The organism is Atopobacter sp. AH10 (assembly GCF_003664595.1).
Taxonomy (GTDB): Bacteria; Bacillota; Bacilli; order Lactobacillales; family Aerococcaceae; genus Atopobacter.
Genome location: NZ_QXPZ01000018.1, coordinates 1 through 18,030, shown reverse-complemented (window position 1 = coordinate 18,030; position 18,030 = coordinate 1). Strand labels below are relative to the sequence as shown.

Below are 18,030 nucleotides of genomic sequence, written 5' to 3'. Positions count from 1 at the left end.
TTTCACTAATTCTCACGCTTGGCTTCCTCCTTCTAACATTGCAGGCACTTGGATCATTCCATCTTGCTGCGTTGGCACATTTTTAAGGAGTTCGTCCCGATCGTTAACTAGGCTCACTTCATCTTCACGATACACATTTTCAATTGCTTGTCCGTGAGTCGTTAAAGCCACCCCTGTCGTATCAACTTGTTCGAGTTCTTCCACCATATGGATAATATTTCGCATATCTTTGGTGAATTGATCGATATCATCTTCTGAGATGGACAGTTTGGCCAGTTGCGCAACATGCTGAATGTCCTCTTTTGATAATTCCATTTGCCGTCTCTCCTTTTTAAGACTCTTTGTCTTGTTTCTCCTTAATAAATATGATAGGTAAAGCTATGAGTTGCTTGATTTTGGATCAAGAGGGCTTCTGGCCCATTTATCGATTTAATGCGTACTTCAACAGGCACATTGTATTTTAAATACTTACTAGCCATATCCGTACAATGCTGAGCAAAGGCGATAATTTCTGCTTTACCATAAAATTGGGTAATAATTTCAACCTTCAATTCCGTTAAAACCCCATCTTCATAGCAAGCACGCCCTGTTACCCCTGATAAATTAGGGAAGAAGTTTTCTACATTAGTTCGGAAATTTTCAAATTGCGTGGAATCTTGAGTTGCTTCTTCTCCAACTAAAGGAAATACCTTATACTTCTTATTCACGCTAGACCAAGAAGAAATCAAAGCCCCCTTGGTAGAAGTTGCCGTTGAAAGATAGGTTCCACCAGCGATGTCATCTGGAGCAGCTTGTTTAAAAATACCAAATACAATTGCCACGTCTTTCAACGAATCAATTTCACGCAGACGTTGCAAAATAATGCTGGCCATTTCCTTTCCTTGTTGCTTCAAAGTTTCATCATCAATTTCTTGAGTATACTCTTTTCCATCTTTCGTATAACGATATTGCGAATTCATCGCAAGTCCTATCGAAAGTCCCGCCAATTCATAAGTATTGTCATTTTTTACAATATAGTCTTGTTCCAAAAGTTGCGCCAAATAATAAGGCTTAAGATTTTTAGAATCCTCTGCTGTGCCAGGGTTTAAACCATCTGGATTTTGTTTAGACTTACGGCCTATCCATTCTTTAATGGTATCCGAATCCAAGACCTGCCCTTCTCTAAAGAAGTATTGGTCAGTTGGAAAAACTTTTTTAGATAGATCCATTAAGCCTATTTCAAAATTGTTAATATTGTAGCCTGAATCTAAACTCAAGCTCACTCCTCTAGATTTACTTGGTTTATATTTTCCATCTTCAATCAAGGCGCGATAGAAATCATTGCTTAGTTGGTTGCTCGTCGTCTTGACAGGCACATGTGTTTCAGAATTGCTTTTTGTGTGGTCAGTTTGGTCATTCAATTGCTCTAAGCCGACACAACCGCTCAATAAAGTGGCCGTAACTAGACCAAAAATGACTCGTGAAATGCCATATTTCTTCATAATCTTCCTTCCAAACGGTCTCTCAAGTTTTCTTCCGTCCATACCTCTATACCAAGTGTTTTAGCCTTATCTAACTTACTACCTGGGTCTTCCCCCACAATTAAAAGGTCTGTTTTTTTAGATACTGATCCGGTGATCTTGGCACCTAATTTTTCCAATTGCTTCTTTAAATCAGAACGTGTCCACTGCTTTAACTTACCCGTTAAGACAATGGTTAGGCCCGTAACTGGACTATCTGTTGCGACCTTTTCTTCTTCCATAGTCAATTGTAAGCCAAATTTTTCAAAGTCATCAAAAAGTTCCCTGACTTCTTTTTGTTGAAAATATTGGTAGATGGTATTGGCCATGACTTCTCCAATTCCTTCGACGATCGCTAAATCTTCTTTTTCGGCTTTAAACAAGGCCTCGCTGGATAAGAAGTGTTGGGCTAAAAGTTTGGCCACATTTTTCCCGACATGGCGAATACCTAAACCAAATAATAACGCATTTAAAGGACGATTTGTACTCTTAGCAATAGCTTCTAAGATATTTCTTGCCGATTTTTCTTTAATATGTGGTAAATCGAGCAGATCTTCTTCTGTCAACCGATACCAATCCGACAGGGTCTTTAAAAGTCCTCTTTCGACTAATTGTTGAATCAGTTTGGGACCAACCCCCATCATATTCATAGCGTCTACTGAAGCAAAGTGAGTCATGCCTTCTACTAATTGGGCAGGGCAATTCGGATTGAGGCAACGTAAAGCGACTTCATCTTCCAAGTGTAACAAGGCTTCTTCACAAGCAGGGCAATGGGTCGGTACAGCAATTTTTTTTGCTCCACTTGAGCGTTTATCTTTATCGACTCGGTCCACTTCAGGAATAATATCTCCTGCTTTAAACAAGATAATGGTGTCACCTTCATGCAAATCTTTTTGACGGATAAAATCTACATTATGGAGACTGGCCCGTTGAACCGTCGTTCCTGCCAAACGGACTGGATCAAACACAGCAGTTGGTGTCACAACACCAGTTCTACCTACTGTCCACTCCACATCTCTCAGAAGACTAGCCTTCATTTCAGCTGGGAACTTATAGGCAATAGCCCATTTTGGTGCTTTACCTGTAAAACCCATTTCTGCTTGGGTTTGTCCGTCATTAACTTTCAAGACTAAGCCATCAATTTCATAAGGGAGGCTATGACGTTTTTCTGTCATCTCTTTGGTATAGTCAATAAATTCTTCTATCGATGATGTAGTGATATAGGCTGGGTTAACTGGAAATCCTAGCTCTGCTAATTTTTCCAACTGCTTTTCCTGATCCATGCTTTGCCCAGGAATCAGTAGCTGATAGAGATAGACCGCCAATTTTCTTTCCTTAGTCACTCGGCTATCAAGCTGTCTCAAACTACCAGCCGCCGCGTTACGAGGATTAGCAAAAGTAGGCTTGCCCTCTTCTTCCCTCAGCTGATTAAGTCCTTGAAAGGCTTCTTTTGGCATATAGCATTCACCACGCACTATTCCTGTAAAGCTGTCATCTTCTAAGTGCTTAGGAATACCGGAAATCGTCAATAGATTGGCAGTGATATCTTCTCCAACTAATCCATTGCCTCTAGTAGCTCCATATTGCAATTGACCTTCTTTATAAGAAAGCGAAATAGATAGCCCATCATACTTGTATTCTCCTACATATCGTGCTGATTGATTCACAGCTTTGACCCGACGATCAAAGGCTCTTAAATCTTCTGCTGAAAAGGCATTAGATAAGCTGTAGAGAGGGATCTCATGCGTTATTTTAGTAAAACTAGTGGAAACCGATCCCCCTACTCTTTGACTAGGCGAATCATGTTCCACCCAATCTGGATGCTCTTTTTCAACAGCAAGTAAGCGTTTATAGAGTTGATCATATTCAAAGTCATTAATCGTCGGTTGATCCAATTCATAATATTCATGGGCGTATTGATTCAGCTGTTTGACGAGCTCTAAATAAGCTGGGTAATCCATTCTTTTACTCCTTTACTGCTTAAACGTTATTTGGAGAAGTCGTGTCATTGACTAGTCCTCATTAAGGCCCACTCTTTTAAAACTTTAGACTTTGCTGAGTGGTGCAAAAGCAGCCAATAAGCGTTTGACCCCTACCCCATTAGGAAAGGCCACATCAATTTGTTGATCGTTACCTGCTCCGGTTACTTTCACAACGGTTCCCATTCCCCATTTTTTGTGCTTCACCTTGTCACCAGCCTGGTAGTGTCCAGTCGCCACATCAGATGGTGTTTTCACTGTCGCCTTGCCTCGTGTCATAAAGCTAGAAGACCGCTGTAGACTCTTTTCCTTTCGATTGGCATATGGAGAAGGCATCTTCGTTTCATGCGCTGGGCTAGTTCTTTTAAAGCTGACCCAAGTCTCTTCTTCTGGCTGTTCAATCAAATTCGCATCAATTTCATCTAAGAAGCGAGACTTTCTATTGGTCTTTGTTTGACCATACATCATCCGACTGTAAGCTCTTGATAGATAGAGCGCTTCTTCTGCTCGAGTAATTCCAACATAAGCAAGTCGTCGTTCTTCTTCTAACTCGTCTGGATCTTCCACGGCACGACCTAGAGGGAAAATGCCCTCCTCCAAGCCAACTAAAAAGACGACTGGAAACTCTAATCCCTTAGCAGCATGAAGGGTCATTAAAGTGACTTTCTCGTCCACTTCTTCCTCTTCTTGATTATCCGTCACTAAAGCTAAGTCGGTTAAAAATTGAACCAATAAGCTCTCTTCACTATCAGGGTCAGCGTGTTGCTCAAACTGAGAAGCTGCAGATAATAATTCTTCCAAGTTTTCTAGTCGACTTTGCCCTTCTAAATCTTCTTGGCTCTTGAGCATATGACTATAACCGGAAATTTCCATCGTTTCTTGCAGTAATTCTTTCAGTGATTTTTCTTCACTTAATCTTCTAATCCTTTGAATCAGGTCAGCAAATTCTTTTAGAGATGCCTTAGCTTTTGCACCCATTCCTTTTACATCTTGACCTGCTGCTTCTAATAAACTTAGTCCTGCTTGGGTAGCATAATTAGCTAATTTTTCCAAACTTGCTGGTCCAACCCCACGTTTAGGTTCGTTTATTACTCGAGTGAAACTCAGATTATCTAGAGGATTGACGGCTAATTTGAGATAGGCCAAGATGTCTTTGACTTCTTTTCGATCAAAGAAGCGTTGCCCCCCGATTAAGCGATAAGGGATAGACGACCTCAATAGGGCATCTTCAAAAACCCGACTTTGGGCATTGGTTCGATATAAAATAGCAAAATCATTTAGGGAACGATTGCCCTTATCCTTCAAGTCTTGAATGGTTTGGATCACATTATAAGCTTCATCTCGTTCAGATTGGGCGTTATAAAGTTTGATGAGATCGCCTTTCTTATTGTCCGTCCACAAATTTTTCACTTTACGATAAAAATTATGCTTAATGACAGAATTAGCCGCATCTAAGATCGTTTGGGTCGACCGATAATTTTGTTCCAAGAGAATCGTTTTAGCTTTTTTGAAACGTTCCTCAAAGTTCAAAATATTTTCCATATTAGCTCCACGCCAACCATAGATACTTTGATCCGCATCCCCTACCACGCAAACATTTTGATGTCCTTTTGCCAATAAACTTACGAGGCGATCTTGAGCTTCATTGGTATCTTGATACTCATCCACATGTATATATTGGAATTTATCTTGATAGTAGGCTAAACGGTCTGATTGACTTTCAAACAATTGGACAGTTTTCATGATCAAATCATCAAAGTCCATGGCTTGACTTTCTTCCAAGTAGTCTTGATAGCCTTTGTAGCAATCAGCCACCATTTTTCCAATAAAATCTTCTGCTTCATCCGCTAGATCTTTTGGCGTCTTAAGGTCATTCTTCGCCTGACTGATCTTCCCTAAAATCATTCGCTCAGGATATTTTTTGCTGTCAATATTTAAAGTCTTGAGGACCTTTTTCATAACTGTTTTTTGCTCGCTAGGATCAGCAATGGAAAAGTTTTTCGTGTAACCTATATATTCACATTCTCTCCGTAATATACGGACACACATGGAGTGGAAAGTAGAGATCCACATGCCTTCTGCTTCCTCTCCAATCAATTTTTCGATCCGTTCTTTCATTTCCTTAGCTGCTTTGTTGGTAAAAGTAATCGCTAAGATGCGCCAAGCCTTTACCCCACAATCTTGCACCAAGTGAGCAATTCGGTAAGTAAGCACACGCGTTTTCCCTGACCCTGCACCCGCCATCACCAGCAAGGGGCCTTCTGTCGTTAAAATAGCTTCTTTTTGTTGGGGGTTCATCCCCTGTGTTAATTGAGACTCGATCACAATTTATCCTTTCTAACTATCTTATGCTTCAAACTTATGCTTCAACAAAACTGACTTCCCTTTAGGAGCCTGACTGAAAAAATGAGCCAGAGCAGAGCTATGACTCATTGATCCTTCGTTATATCTACTTTTAGTAGGGTTTTTGCCATTCAAAATGGAATTGTTCATCTTCAATATCATTAAAACTACGGTATAATTCATCTGCCTTAGTCGCCATCACAGTGGCATCCCCAAAGCAATTCGGTTCTTTCGTATCATCACAATGATGAACACTGATATGCCAGTTATCTTTGGTCATTGTTTGCATGAAGATAGCTTCCATATTTTTCGGCTGAATTGGCGTAGAAATGGCCATAGAAAAGAGTTCTACTGCTGGCAAAGGCAGGCCAGTTATAGCACGAATATGCGTTTCATATTGAGATACTGTTGTAACAGTCATGGAATAATCCAACCATAAACTTGGTCGATTAGCCACATGTTGCACATAAAGGGTTCCTTGAGGGCTCAAAAGCAACTTGATGGATAACATCCCCACCGTCTGCAAGGCTTGGTTCAATTTTTCAGCCATGGACTGGGCTTCAATCACCACAGACATCCCATGTTGAGCTGGTACAAAAGCTCGTTTATAGTGATAATTTTCTTCCTCCAAGCTAACTAAAGGATATAAGACACTATCCCCTTGCGCATTTCGGGCTACCCCTAGAGAAAGAACTTGAGCCTTGTCAATGAAAACTTCTAATAGAGCCGATCCCGACGAGAGAATCTTTTCTACCCCATCTTGTTTTAAGTCTTTTTCCTTTTCCAAAATAACGGATGGCGCCACTTTCCGATGGTCATAGCGGGAACATTTTAAGATACAAGGATAGTCTAATTCCTCTACAGCTTCTTTCAATTCACTTGCGTTCGTTACTAATTGATATCGTGGAATCCGCACGCCTGCTGTTTCCAACAAAGCCTTTTCCATAAATGCATCTTGTTCTAAATAAATCATATCACTATTTTGATCAAAACGTGTCACTTCTGATAAGGTATTTAATACAGGAGATTCTACTGCACCTGTCACACAAGTGATCACATCTGTCGCCTTAGCGAATTCCATCAGAGCTTTTTCGTCTTGGTAACTTCCAACTGTGACCTTCACCGGTACATAATGCATGGCATCATCTGGATCTTCAACAAAAGAACTGACTGAGTAACCCATACGCGCTGCAGTTAAGGCAAGGAAGACTGCTTCGTGTCCCCCGCCGATAATTCCAAATACTTGTCCAGGTAAAATTGGCGCTTTCATCTAATCCCTACTTTCTGAATTCGTCATCTCACATTTTAGCAGAAATACGCCAATTTGTCTGATGATTTCCTTACTTTTCCTATGTTCATTTTTCATTTAGCTGATCAAATCGTTTGAGTTGGTATTGTTCGATCATTTCTTTTAATTTAGCGGTATAATCTGGGTCTGTTGCATAGCCCGAACTTCCTAAAGCTTGCACTTGCTCTTCAACAGTTTGCGCTAGAAAAACAGCTTGATACTGATTAGCGTTCCATGTCGTCCCATTCTGTAACAAGCGCACATGAGCCCACAAGCAATCTTCTTTTGACTTATACACCCGAAAAGGAGCCTTTATTTCTATCCATTCTCCATTTTCATACTCCTTGGTTTCAAGCAACACTTGCGGTTCATTAGGCCCTGCTTTAATCCCAAATAGATTATTATATTTTTGAGCTAGACCACTACTGCCAAAATCTGACTCTAAAGCCGCCTGTGCCAACCCCACGCTTGCTTTTAAGCCTGTTTGCCTAGCTATTTCTTTTGACATTGGTGCTAATTCTTGGAAAAAAGCTTCTCTCTCCTGCCTTACAGGGTCCATGGGCGGAGCTGGATTGAATACCCACCTACCCAAAAGACAGACAATAGCTATTGAAAAGAAGGCCAGGGTCAAAACTACCCCTAGCCCTCTCCCCATTCGCTTGACATAACTAGTTTTGCTTCGTCTTCTCCTTATTTTCATGCGTCACCTTTCTGAATTCTTTAGAGATCACCCGATCATATAACCTTTGAAGGTCTTCCATATGCGCATTTTCACCTTGATAGACGTTGATAAAATGACGAGATAGTTGGTCTTCACTATATTCACTTAATGGATAGAGTCGGAATTTAAAAGTATAGTTGACATGATCAGCATTTGGCGCATTTTTCCTTAAACTTTCCACATCAACTGGTATCTCACCAATCCGTTCAAAATGACTGACAATAGGCTCCATCTTTGGCTCTTTCAATTGGATCTTTTGATTTGCTTTCACGAACTTACAAGTGAACAAGCAGCCTAACATGTTTTGTGTCTCTAGCATACCATTTAAGCCATTCCCTAAGGAGTAAGTCACTAACATCTTATGATTCCCTTTACCTTTTACCCATTTGACGGGTTGGATAGTGTGAGGGTGAGTGCCGATAATTAAATCAACACCCCAATCAGCCATTTTTTTAGCCAATTTCACCTGCCAGTCATCAGGAGCAAAACTATTTTCAGTCCCCCAGTGCATGGAAACGATCACTATATCTGCTTGTTGACGAGCTTTTTTGACATCCCCTTTAATCCGTTTAGCATCAATATAATTCACTGTATAATCATGTTTAGCTTGAATCCCATTCGTTCCATAAGTATAGGCTAAAAAGGCAAAGCTTATCCCCTTCTTCTTCACTACTTTAATTTTTTTGGCTTCTTTAGCTGAAGCATTGATCCCAATGTAATCCATTTTATAGCGCTTAAAATTCTTGATGGCATTATAAGCCCCTTGATCCGTTCGATCTAGAGAGTGATTAGTTGTGGCATTAGCAATCGTAAATCCTGTATCTTTCAGGGCAGGCAGCACATCTTCTGGCGTATTAAACTTTGGATAGCCATACAAGCCATACTGTTTCCCTGAAATAATCGTTTCTTGGTTAACAAAAGCAATATCTGCCGACTTAACTCTTCCTTTAATCGCCTTATACATAGGTTTAAAATTATATTTCCCATCCATCACTCCATCTTCTGCATCGGCTGCATCATAAACCGAACTATGGATAAGATTATCCCCAATGGCAAGCAATTTCACTTCTTGGCCACTGCTCCCTTGTTTGTCCCAAAAATGAGACTGACATCCCGTTATTAAAAGGAGCATCGTCAACACGAGACCCGTCCATCCAACTAAGTTCCCTCTGCCTGTTTTCCCTTCCATTTTTATCCTCCCGTCCATCCAGCTCGTTTATCTCCATCAAAAGGAGGATGACCCGTTATATACTCTTTAGCTATTATCATAATATAAAGAATACAAGCTTGTCTATCGTTGGATAGATTTTCAAAAGGTCTCATATCTTTTATTCGACTTGCTTATCTTTATCCTATCGCTACAGCTATCCCTAAATCTATCTAGCGCTAGACCAGGGTTCTTTCATCGAAGTAAGTTAGCCTTCATATTCTCTTTCCCTAAGTCTTTTAAAATGCGTTTAAGCACGTGTCACACTTTCTATGGCATCTGTTTCTAACCACTCCAACAAGGCTTTAGGAGCTGTGGCTAATTTTATTTGAGTGGATTTTGGCACCCGTAATTCAATCATATCAGCGTAAGACCAAAAATCTGCTGCCATCACTAATCTTAGGCAAGCAACGCCATCTCTCATAATTTGATTATCGGTTTCTGTTTCATACCATTCCGACTGGCACAAACCACTTGCTAACCATTTTTTGGCTACAGCTATTTTTAATTGCTTGTATTCATAAACAGGGTCTCTTTCTACTTCGGTTAAAACTTGAGCATTACGAGTAACCTTTTGCACTAACATCCACTCATAATCCGTAAATAAACTAGAAAGAATCCGCATATTGTCATATTTAAAACCACGCTGTCCATTTTTCCACCTGGTCCAACTTTGCGGGGCAATCCCCAATCTGGTGCTATAAAAAGCATTCTCGCTCACATAACGTTCATGGATAGTGTCTAAGACTATTTTAACTAATGCATCTTGCATCTTACTCCCCCCTTTGAATAAAGAAAGCCTTTCCTTTATAATACACCTTTTAGGTTAAATCAGCTAGTTTTCTTTCTTCATTCTTCCTAGTGGGGGGTAAACGTGCTACTTCTCTTCATTCTTCCTAGCGGGGTAAACGTGCGCCTTTTCTTTATTCTCCCTAATGGGGGTAAACGTGCGTCTTTTCTTCATTCTTCCTAGTGGGGTTAAATAGCTCCTTTTCTTTCTTCATTCTTCCTAGCGGGGGTAAATAGCTCCTTTTCTTTATTCCTCCTAGTGGTAAACAGTCAAAAAGTCTCCATAAACTCCCCAATGATCCGCTACTAGTCTTCTTGAATAGGCTCCTTAAGCAATATAAGATAGGCAAAAAAAGCACTGCTTGTTGTTAGAAACACTTCTACAGTAAATGTTTCTTCTTCAAACAGTGCTTAGTCTTTATCAATCGTCTTCCCTTATCTTCTGACTATCCGCTATAGTTTTACAGCTGACCTTCTGCTTCCTCTCACTAGTCTTTCAGCTAATCTTCTGCTTTCAGGGCCTCTACCATATTGACTCGGGTGAGTTTAATTGCCATAAAGCCCATCACGATAGCCGCAAATAGCAGGGTTAAAAGCGCTGAATACAAGTAACTTTGCCAACTAACTGTCGGTGGGAAAAGCATCTTATTGATCTCACAAGTCTTGAGTACAAAGGCATTTAAGGCATACCCTAAGCCTCCTCCTAAAAAGATCCCCCAAGCCGATAAGATCAAGAGCTCTTGAAAAATATACCAAGAAACTTCTCTATTATAAAAGCCTAAAACTTTTATCGTGGCTAATTCTAAGCGACGTTCTTGAATGTTCATCTGAGTCAAAGTAAAGAGAACTACAAAAGCTAACAAGCCAGCTGAAATAACCAAGACTGTGGTAATAATCGATAAACCATTAATCGCATCTTGAAAGCTTCGATAAACAGCAGCCAAAGAGACATAAGAACTTACCGCCTTTTTATGGGATAGTCGGTTGATCAAATTCCGCTCCCAAGTCTTATTGGATGGGTCTTTATATTTAACCAAAACAGCATTACATTGGGCTTTTTGACCAAAGAAAGATTGATAGCCTTTGTCTGTCATATAGAGATAGTGCCCCAGATAATTTTCTGCTATAGCCTTGATCGGTAGGCGACATTCCCTATCTAATCCAGTAACTTGATAGGTCTTTTCTCCCTTTAAAAGTTTTGACAGCTTTTCTGTTGCAACGGCTCCATCGTCCTTTAACTTAATCTCTTCTTGTGATAGGCGCTTGCGCAAATCTACCACATCTTTAAACTGGCTATCTAAGGGAACCATCAGACTAGCCGTTTCCTCATATCCCCCAGCCACCTCAAGGGTTAGCTCTTTCGTATAAACTGGCACAATCTCCTGAATTCCCTTTTCTTTTTCAAGACTTTTTAGAACTTGCTTACGGCTGACATGTTCAGCTTTTTCATCCAAGCGAACGATTCCTTGATATGTAATGACTTCTCGGAACTGTTGGTGAGCCAAATTAGAAATCGAGTCATTAATCCCAAATCCCGTCACTATCAAAGCTGTAGAACCTGCCACTCCTAAAATAGTCATAGCATTTCGACCCTTATAACGGAAAAGGTTGCGTAGGGTCATTTTACGATTAAAACTGATTCTTTTCCAAAAGAATTCCCAACGTTCTAAGAAAATCTGTTTCCCTTTTTTGGGTGGTTTAGGCCGTAAGAGTTGTGCCGGTACCTCTCTTAACGTTCTCAAACTAATAAAAACTGCTGCCCCCACTGTACTGAAAAGGGCAAAAGAAACAGCAATCGTACTATCAACAATAGAAGTCACCACTTTAAAATCTGGAATATTATAGAGGGAACTATAAGCCCCATAAATCAAAGGAGGGAAAAGCGGATAGCCCACCATTAAACCTAAACCTGATCCTAACACTGTGGCTAATAGTGCATAAATGAGATATTTGGCCATAATTTGTTGCCGACTATAGCCCATTCCTCGGTACATCCCTATTTGTAACCGTTGTTCATCGATCATCCGTTTCATAGAGGTAAAACTCATCAAAGCAGCAACAAGGAAGAAAAAGACAGGGAATACGGAAGCAATAGCCGAAATCCGTTCTGCATTATCCGAAAATTCGGCGTAACCAGGATTGGCATTGCGATCTAGAAGATACCATTTAGGAAGTTGCCTATTCTTTACCGCCCTTTCCTGAATAGCAATCTCTTCCTCGGCCGTTCTGATCTCTTTCTCTCTCTTTTCTTTTTCTGCTAAAAATGCGCTTTCCTTTCTCTTAAAAGTCTCAGCTTTTGCCAGTAGAGCCGGCATTTGACTTTGACCAAATTGGCTCCTCATCAGCTCAATTTGCCGCTTTCCTTCATCTAATTGTTTCTGCCCTTCAGCTAATTTATGTTTCGCTTGAGCCAGTCTATCCTTAGATTTCCTTATTTCTTCTAATACCTTTTTATTGATCTCGTCTCGTCTAGCTATTCGCCTTGATTTGGATCCTCTTTGAATCTTCTTTTTTAATTGGTCTACCTTGTCCGTATAAGCCTTGCTATCAAAATGATCTCTATAATCATTAGCGACTAATATTTTGCTAAAAATTTCACCCTTAATGGCGCCTTCTCCTACATAAGCAAAATAATCATAATGTATATCACTTTGCGCTAAGCTTCTAAATCCTCGCTCAACAAACTCTGGTGATTGAACAAAACCTACTAGGGTAAAATCTGCTTGAAGCAATTGCAAAGATTGCTCCTGCGATCCTTTCCCTTCTTTATTCTTCTGATTCTCATCTAGTAAATGTAATTTTTGCCCCAAATGTAAGCCTAACCTTTGTTGCGCAAAACTATCCATCACTATTTCATGATCATTCTTGGGTAATCGTCCAGACTTGACCACTAATTGATTCAACTGGTTGTCCTTGTTATAAGCCATCACATTCAAAGTCGCCGATGGATTTTTTAAGGTTAAAGGCATGGCTTTCACACCATCTGCTCTTTTAACCTTTCCCTTCACCCAATCTAGATCATCTTTGGTGAGTCCATAGTTAGAAATAAGTGTCAAATCAGCCAAATGGGATTTGTGATAATATCGATCTGCCGTCCCCTTCATGCTGGGTCCTGCTGCCTTTACACCGACAAAGAAAGCTATCCCTAAGAAAATAATCATCAAAATCGCCATAAAGCGACCGATATGCGACTTGACATCTCTAAAAATAGCCCGTAAATATATTTTAGGCATTGCTATCACCTACCATTGTATCTCTTCAACATTCAAAGGATTGTCCTGATGAAGAGCCTTATATACCTGACCGTTTAAAATATGAATCACTTGGTCTGCCATCTTAGCAATTTCTTGATTATGTGTGATAACAATAACTGTAGTCCCAAGCTTTATAGAAGCTTCCTGCAATAATTTCAGCACTTGTTTCCCTGTTTCAAAGTCTAAAGCTCCTGTGGGTTCATCACATAATAAGAGTGCTGGTTGTTTAGCAATAGCCCGAGCAATGGAGACTCGTTGCTGTTCTCCACCCGATAATTGAGCTGGAAAATGATCTTTTTTATCCAATAAACCAACCGATTCCAATATCTCATCAGGATCAACCTTAGCTTGAGTGATTTCTTTGGCTAATTCCACATTTTCCTTAGCCGTTAAATTAGGGACAAGATTATAATTTTGGAAAATAAAACCCACTTGATAGCGACGATAATTGGTCAATTCTCCCTCATCCATTTGAGCAATATCTTGTCCATCTACTATCACCTTTCCTGAAGTTGGCTGATCCATACCTCCCAGAATATTTAACAGTGTAGACTTGCCGGCTCCGCTTGGCCCTAGAATAACGACAAAATGTCCTTTATTAATGCTAAAACTAATTCCATCATTTGCCCGGGTTTCGCTGTCGCCATCCCGATATATTTTGGATTCGTCTATCAATTGAATATGCGCCACTGACCATCCCTCCTTGCTTCCAAGAGCTTCCTTTCATCTATATTATAGTGTTTTTCATTTGCCTTTTCAGTACTTTCATCCTGCCTTTCAGCCTAGCAGACCCCTTTTAATCGACTTTGAGCACACGAACCTTCAAATAGTGGCTCAGCAAAGACTGCTTAGGCGTAGGAAAGTCATTGGGTAGGCCAAACGATTTGAGGTAGCTATACTTTCTCCCAGCTTTTTTCATGCTATCCGCAATCATTTGATCGTAGGCCTTAGCTGTCCAATTTGCCGCATTGGTGGATAGGATTAATTCCCCTCCTTTATTCAAAACTAAAAGGCTCTCTTCTATCAACTCTGGGTAATCTTTTGTTATTCTGAACACCCTCTTTTTCGTCCGAGCAAAACTTGGCGGATCAATGACAATCCGGTCAAAACACATACCTTTCCGTTTCGCATATGGAAGGAATTTAAAGGCATCGAACACATAAATCGATTGACTTTCAGGATCTATCCCATTGACCTGGAACTGTTCTTCCGTTAACTTCCTTGAACGATTGGCCACATCCACGCTGGTCGTATGTCCACCTTTTTTAGCCGTCCCAAGAGAAAAAGCTCCTGTATAAGAAAATAAATTCAACAGGCGGTCACTAGGTCGACTCGTTTCCAATAAATATCGACGAACTTCATGCTGGTCGAGGAAGATCCCAGTCATCCAGCCTTCATTTAAATAGCAAGCATAATTCAATCCATTTTCTTTAACGACTAATGGCTCAGGAGCAACTTCTCCCATAATCCACTTTGAATCAGCCTCATTAATAGAATGGTAGCGCCGTTTCAGGACAGCCCCCTTGACAGGCAAGAAATCTTTCATCAATTCCATGATCTTGTCTAAGTATAGCTGCATACTTTTAGTATAAATATTCACGACTAAATAACCTTCATACCAATCAATAGTAAGGCCAGGCAGTCTATCTCCTTCAGCGTTTACTAAACGAAAAGCTGTCGTCTCCTGATCAGAAAAATAAGTTTTCCTTTTCTCTATGGCTTTTTTGACAGATTGTGTAAGCCACTGATCGGCTGTTACATCACTTCTATCACTAATCAAACAAGCCACACTCTTTTGCTCTGCTCCCATTAAAGCCACTCCAATGTCTTGCCCTTGAGCCGTTTGAAGAAGCACTAATTCTCCAGAATCGCTACTATCCTTTTCAGCGATTTGCTCCCTCTTCAGCAAGGGCCTTTCTAAATTTGGATAAGGCTGATTTAGCTTGATATGCCGCACTTTTCATGCATCCCCTCTCAATTGATAAGATTTTACTAAAAAATAGTCATTACGACTTAGAATGGATTGACTTTATCGATCAGTATCAGTAAATTATACATATGAGTTTGAAGAGCTAATACTCCTCTGACTTGCCAAGCTAAACGTGACCCCTGTCTCATTTGCAAGAGGTCGTTCCGTCATGCATTGGTTTAAAGTAACAAAAAAACGATATCATAAAAAGGTAGATGATTATAAAATGAAGAGAATTTCTTTCAAGAACTTCTCAATCCGACGCTTGCTCATGCGTGGGGTAAATGAAATTAGACAAAACGCCAAGCATCCTCGGGTCAAATTAATCTTATTTGCAACAGCATTTCTTTGGTTAAAGACCCTTATAGCTTATTATGTGGATTTTTCACTTGGTGTTCAAGGGGTCTTCCAACATATTATTCTTTGGTTAAACCCTATCGCTTTTGGCTTATTCTTTTACTCTTTGTCCCTACTTGTTTCTAAAGAAAAGCACAGTCGTCGAGTACTACTATTATTAGTTGTTCTCCAAACGCTTATTCTCTATGGTAATATCCTATTCTATCGGGAATTCAGTGATTTCCTAACTGCCAAGTCCTTATTCAGCTCCCAAAGCTTTAAGATGACTGGTATGACAGGATCTTTAGGAGCATTAATGAAATGGTACGATTTCATTTACTGGATCGACCTTCCATTAATTGTCTGGGCCGCTAAGAAAAAATTCCTTGGTCGGGAACAATCTCACCGCTTTAACAAACGCTATGGTCTATCCTTAGCTGCTCTAGCGGTTGTGATTTTCGGTTTGAATTTGCAATTAGCAGAAATTTCCCGTCCACAACTCTTGTTAAGAACTTTCGACCGTAACTACTTAGTCAAATACCTTGGTTTGGACTTCTTCTCTGGTTGGGATGTTGCAAAAGCCGTCCACGCCAACAAAGTCCGTGCTGAAGCTGATGAATCCGAAATGGAACCTATCATGGATTACATCAAAAAGCACCAAGTTCAACCAAATCCAGAAACATTCGGGATCGCTAAAGGTCGTAACGTTGTCGTCCTTCACCTGGAAAGTATCCAACAATTCCTGATCGACTACAAGGCTAAAGACGAAAATGGTAAAGAAGTTGAAGCGACACCATTCTTAAATAGTCTCTATCACAGTAATGATTGCTTCTCTTTCTCCAACGTTTTCCACCAAGTTGGTCAAGGTAAATCTTCTGATGCTGAATTAATGCTGGAAAACTCTATCTTCGGTTTAAGCCAAGGTTCTGCCGTTAGCCAATTCGGTTCAGATAATACCTTCCAAGCTGCGCCAAATATTTTACGCAACAACGGAAACTATACTTCTGCTGTCTTCCACGGTAACGTAGGCTCCTTCTGGAACAGAAATGACAGCTACAAGAAATGGGGCGTTGATTATTTCTTCGACTCCCAATACTATGCTCTTAACAAAGAAAACTCCTTGGAATATGGCTTGAAAGACAAGTTGTTCTTCCGTGATTCAATTCCTTACTTAGAACAATTACCTCAACCATTCTACTCCAAGATGATTACCGTAAGTAACCACTTCCCATTCCCTTATGAAGAAAAGAATGCCTCTTTCCCTAAGATGCATACTAAAGATGAAACGGTTAACGGTTACTTCAATACAGCTCACTATGCAGACCAAGCTTTGAAAGAATTCTTCGACTACATGAAGAAAGCTGGTTTATTAGAAAACACCGTATTTGTTTTCTACGGGGATCACTATGGTATTTCTAATTCACGTAACAAAGCTTTAGCAACTGCTTTGCCTAATGCTGATGCTGAAAATTGGGGAGATTTTAACAACGCACAAATTCAACGTATCCCTGCTTTGTTCTACATCCCTGGCATTTCCAAGAAGGGTATTAAAGCTGGTATCCAAAGCACATTCGGTGGTCAAATCGATATGTTGCCAACCTTACTCCACCTATTAGGTATCAAGACTGATCAATATGCTATGTTTGGTCATGACCTCTTAGCAAAAGATCATCCAAATGAAGTCATCTTCCGTAATGGTACTTTAGTCACTCCAAAATATACTGTGATTGAAAGCAAGATTTACGATACTAAGACTGGTGAAGAGCTAACAGATCGTTTAACAGAAGAAGAAAAAGCAGCTATTACAGCTAAAGTAGAGGAAGCTCAAAAACCTCTAGACTTCTCTTCAGAAATTTTGTCCAACGACTTGCTACGCTTCTATCAACCAGAAGGCTTCAAAGCAATCGATCAAACCACATTAAATTATTCAGATAACCTCAGTCGCCTCGACAAACAAATCAAGGCACTTGGCAAGAACTACCGCTCCGTCCTTTCTCAACATGGGAACAAGACGACTTATGGTCTTTATAAAACTGATGCTCCTGAATTGGAATCTACCATTAAGGAAGCAAAAGCTAAAGCCAAGAAGAAGGGCTTGCCAGACTACAACACTTTAGCAGAAAAGGCTAAATAGAAGATTTTAAAAGTAAAATAGCTCGAGTTCCTCCATAAAAAGAGGGCTCGAGCTATTTGCATATAGCGGGGGCTGTCCTCCCCCAACATTTGACAAATTGCCCAAAAAGACCACTTCAGATATTATTCTCTCCTCTGAAGCGGCCTTTTTACTTATATTCTATTTGAAAGCAGCGCTACTAAAGCACTAAGAAACTATGCCTATAAAACCACATGGCTATCGTCAAATTTATAGCCTACTCCCCAAACCGTTTGAATGACATCTGGACCAGCTACAGACATTTTTTGACGAAGTTTCTTAATGTGAGCATCAATAGTTCGACCATCACCCAAATAGTGGTCTTGCCAGATTAAATTCAATAAATGATCTCTTGAAAAGACTTGTTTTGGATGTTCTGCTAGACTTTCTAGAATTTTAAATTCTTTTGGAGTGAGTTCTTCCAAAATTTTCGGTGGATTTTAGAATGAACTTAGCCACTCAATTGTGAAAAAAAAAGACGCCATGTAAATTT

12 protein-coding genes and 1 pseudogene are annotated in these 18,030 nt (G+C 40.1%); 1 reads left to right on the top strand and 12 read right to left on the bottom strand.

All coding sequences use genetic code 11. The features are described 5' to 3' along the window. Positions 1-12: 12 nt before the first annotated feature. From gatC to D3H64_RS03675, 11 genes are all read right to left on the bottom strand, one after another. Positions 13-315: an Asp-tRNA(Asn)/Glu-tRNA(Gln) amidotransferase subunit GatC gene (gene gatC, locus D3H64_RS03725; protein ID WP_121564909.1), complete on the bottom strand. Its 303-nt coding sequence runs from the start codon at positions 313-315 to the stop codon at positions 13-15. Between the two features lie 41 nt (positions 316-356). Continuing rightward, a complete protein-coding gene (locus D3H64_RS03720) occupies positions 357-1,481 on the bottom strand; it encodes a CamS family sex pheromone protein (protein WP_121564907.1) in 1,125 nt (374 codons plus the stop codon). After that, positions 1,478-3,460 (bottom strand): NAD-dependent DNA ligase LigA, encoded by a 1,983-nt coding sequence (ligA, locus tag D3H64_RS03715; protein ID WP_121564905.1) that lies wholly within the window; start codon positions 3,458-3,460, stop codon positions 1,478-1,480. The genes D3H64_RS03720 and ligA overlap by 4 nt, the downstream gene beginning before the upstream one ends. A gap of 84 nt (positions 3,461-3,544) precedes the next feature. Then, positions 3,545-5,776: a DNA helicase PcrA gene (gene pcrA, locus D3H64_RS03710; RefSeq protein WP_121564980.1), complete on the bottom strand. Its 2,232-nt coding sequence runs from the start codon at positions 5,774-5,776 to the stop codon at positions 3,545-3,547. A 157-nt stretch (positions 5,777-5,933) separates the two neighbouring features. Then, positions 5,934-7,091 carry an ATP-grasp domain-containing protein gene (locus D3H64_RS03705; protein ID WP_121564903.1) on the bottom strand — a complete coding sequence of 386 codons (1,158 nt, stop codon included), beginning with the start codon at positions 7,089-7,091 and terminating at the stop codon, positions 5,934-5,936. 85 nt (positions 7,092-7,176) lie between these two features. Continuing rightward, on the bottom strand, positions 7,177-7,617 hold the full coding sequence (locus D3H64_RS03700) for a glycoside hydrolase family 73 protein (RefSeq protein ID WP_158589217.1): 441 nt from the start codon (positions 7,615-7,617) through the stop codon (positions 7,177-7,179). Between the two features lie 160 nt (positions 7,618-7,777). Beyond that, positions 7,778-9,019: a CapA family protein gene (locus D3H64_RS03695; protein ID WP_158589216.1), complete on the bottom strand. Its 1,242-nt coding sequence runs from the start codon at positions 9,017-9,019 to the stop codon at positions 7,778-7,780. Between the two features lie 268 nt (positions 9,020-9,287). Further along, the gene (locus tag D3H64_RS03690; RefSeq protein ID WP_121564896.1) at positions 9,288-9,809 is read right to left on the bottom strand and encodes a hypothetical protein; all 522 of its coding nucleotides are present in this window, start codon (positions 9,807-9,809) and stop codon (positions 9,288-9,290) included. A 517-nt stretch (positions 9,810-10,326) separates the two neighbouring features. Continuing rightward, positions 10,327-13,059, bottom strand: coding sequence for an ABC transporter permease (locus tag D3H64_RS03685; protein WP_121564894.1), 2,733 nt, complete (start codon positions 13,057-13,059; stop codon positions 10,327-10,329). Between the two features lie 9 nt (positions 13,060-13,068). Continuing rightward, positions 13,069-13,770 (bottom strand): ABC transporter ATP-binding protein, encoded by a 702-nt coding sequence (locus D3H64_RS03680; protein ID WP_121564892.1) that lies wholly within the window; start codon positions 13,768-13,770, stop codon positions 13,069-13,071. A 106-nt stretch (positions 13,771-13,876) separates the two neighbouring features. Then, positions 13,877-15,037, bottom strand: a complete 1,161-nt coding sequence (locus D3H64_RS03675; protein ID WP_121564890.1) for a class I SAM-dependent rRNA methyltransferase — start codon at positions 15,035-15,037, stop codon at positions 13,877-13,879. A 181-nt stretch (positions 15,038-15,218) separates the two neighbouring features. Here D3H64_RS03675 and D3H64_RS03670 point away from each other — a divergent pair, with 181 nt between their 5' ends. Beyond that, positions 15,219-17,519, top strand: coding sequence for an LTA synthase family protein (locus D3H64_RS03670; RefSeq protein WP_121564888.1), 2,301 nt, complete (start codon positions 15,219-15,221; stop codon positions 17,517-17,519). 200 nt (positions 17,520-17,719) lie between these two features. On the opposite strand, the pseudogene D3H64_RS03665 reads toward D3H64_RS03670, so the two are convergent. Beyond that, a pseudogene (locus D3H64_RS03665) lies at positions 17,720-17,968 on the bottom strand (winged helix-turn-helix domain-containing protein); the annotation flags it as partial. Between the last annotated feature and the right edge of the window lie 62 nt (positions 17,969-18,030).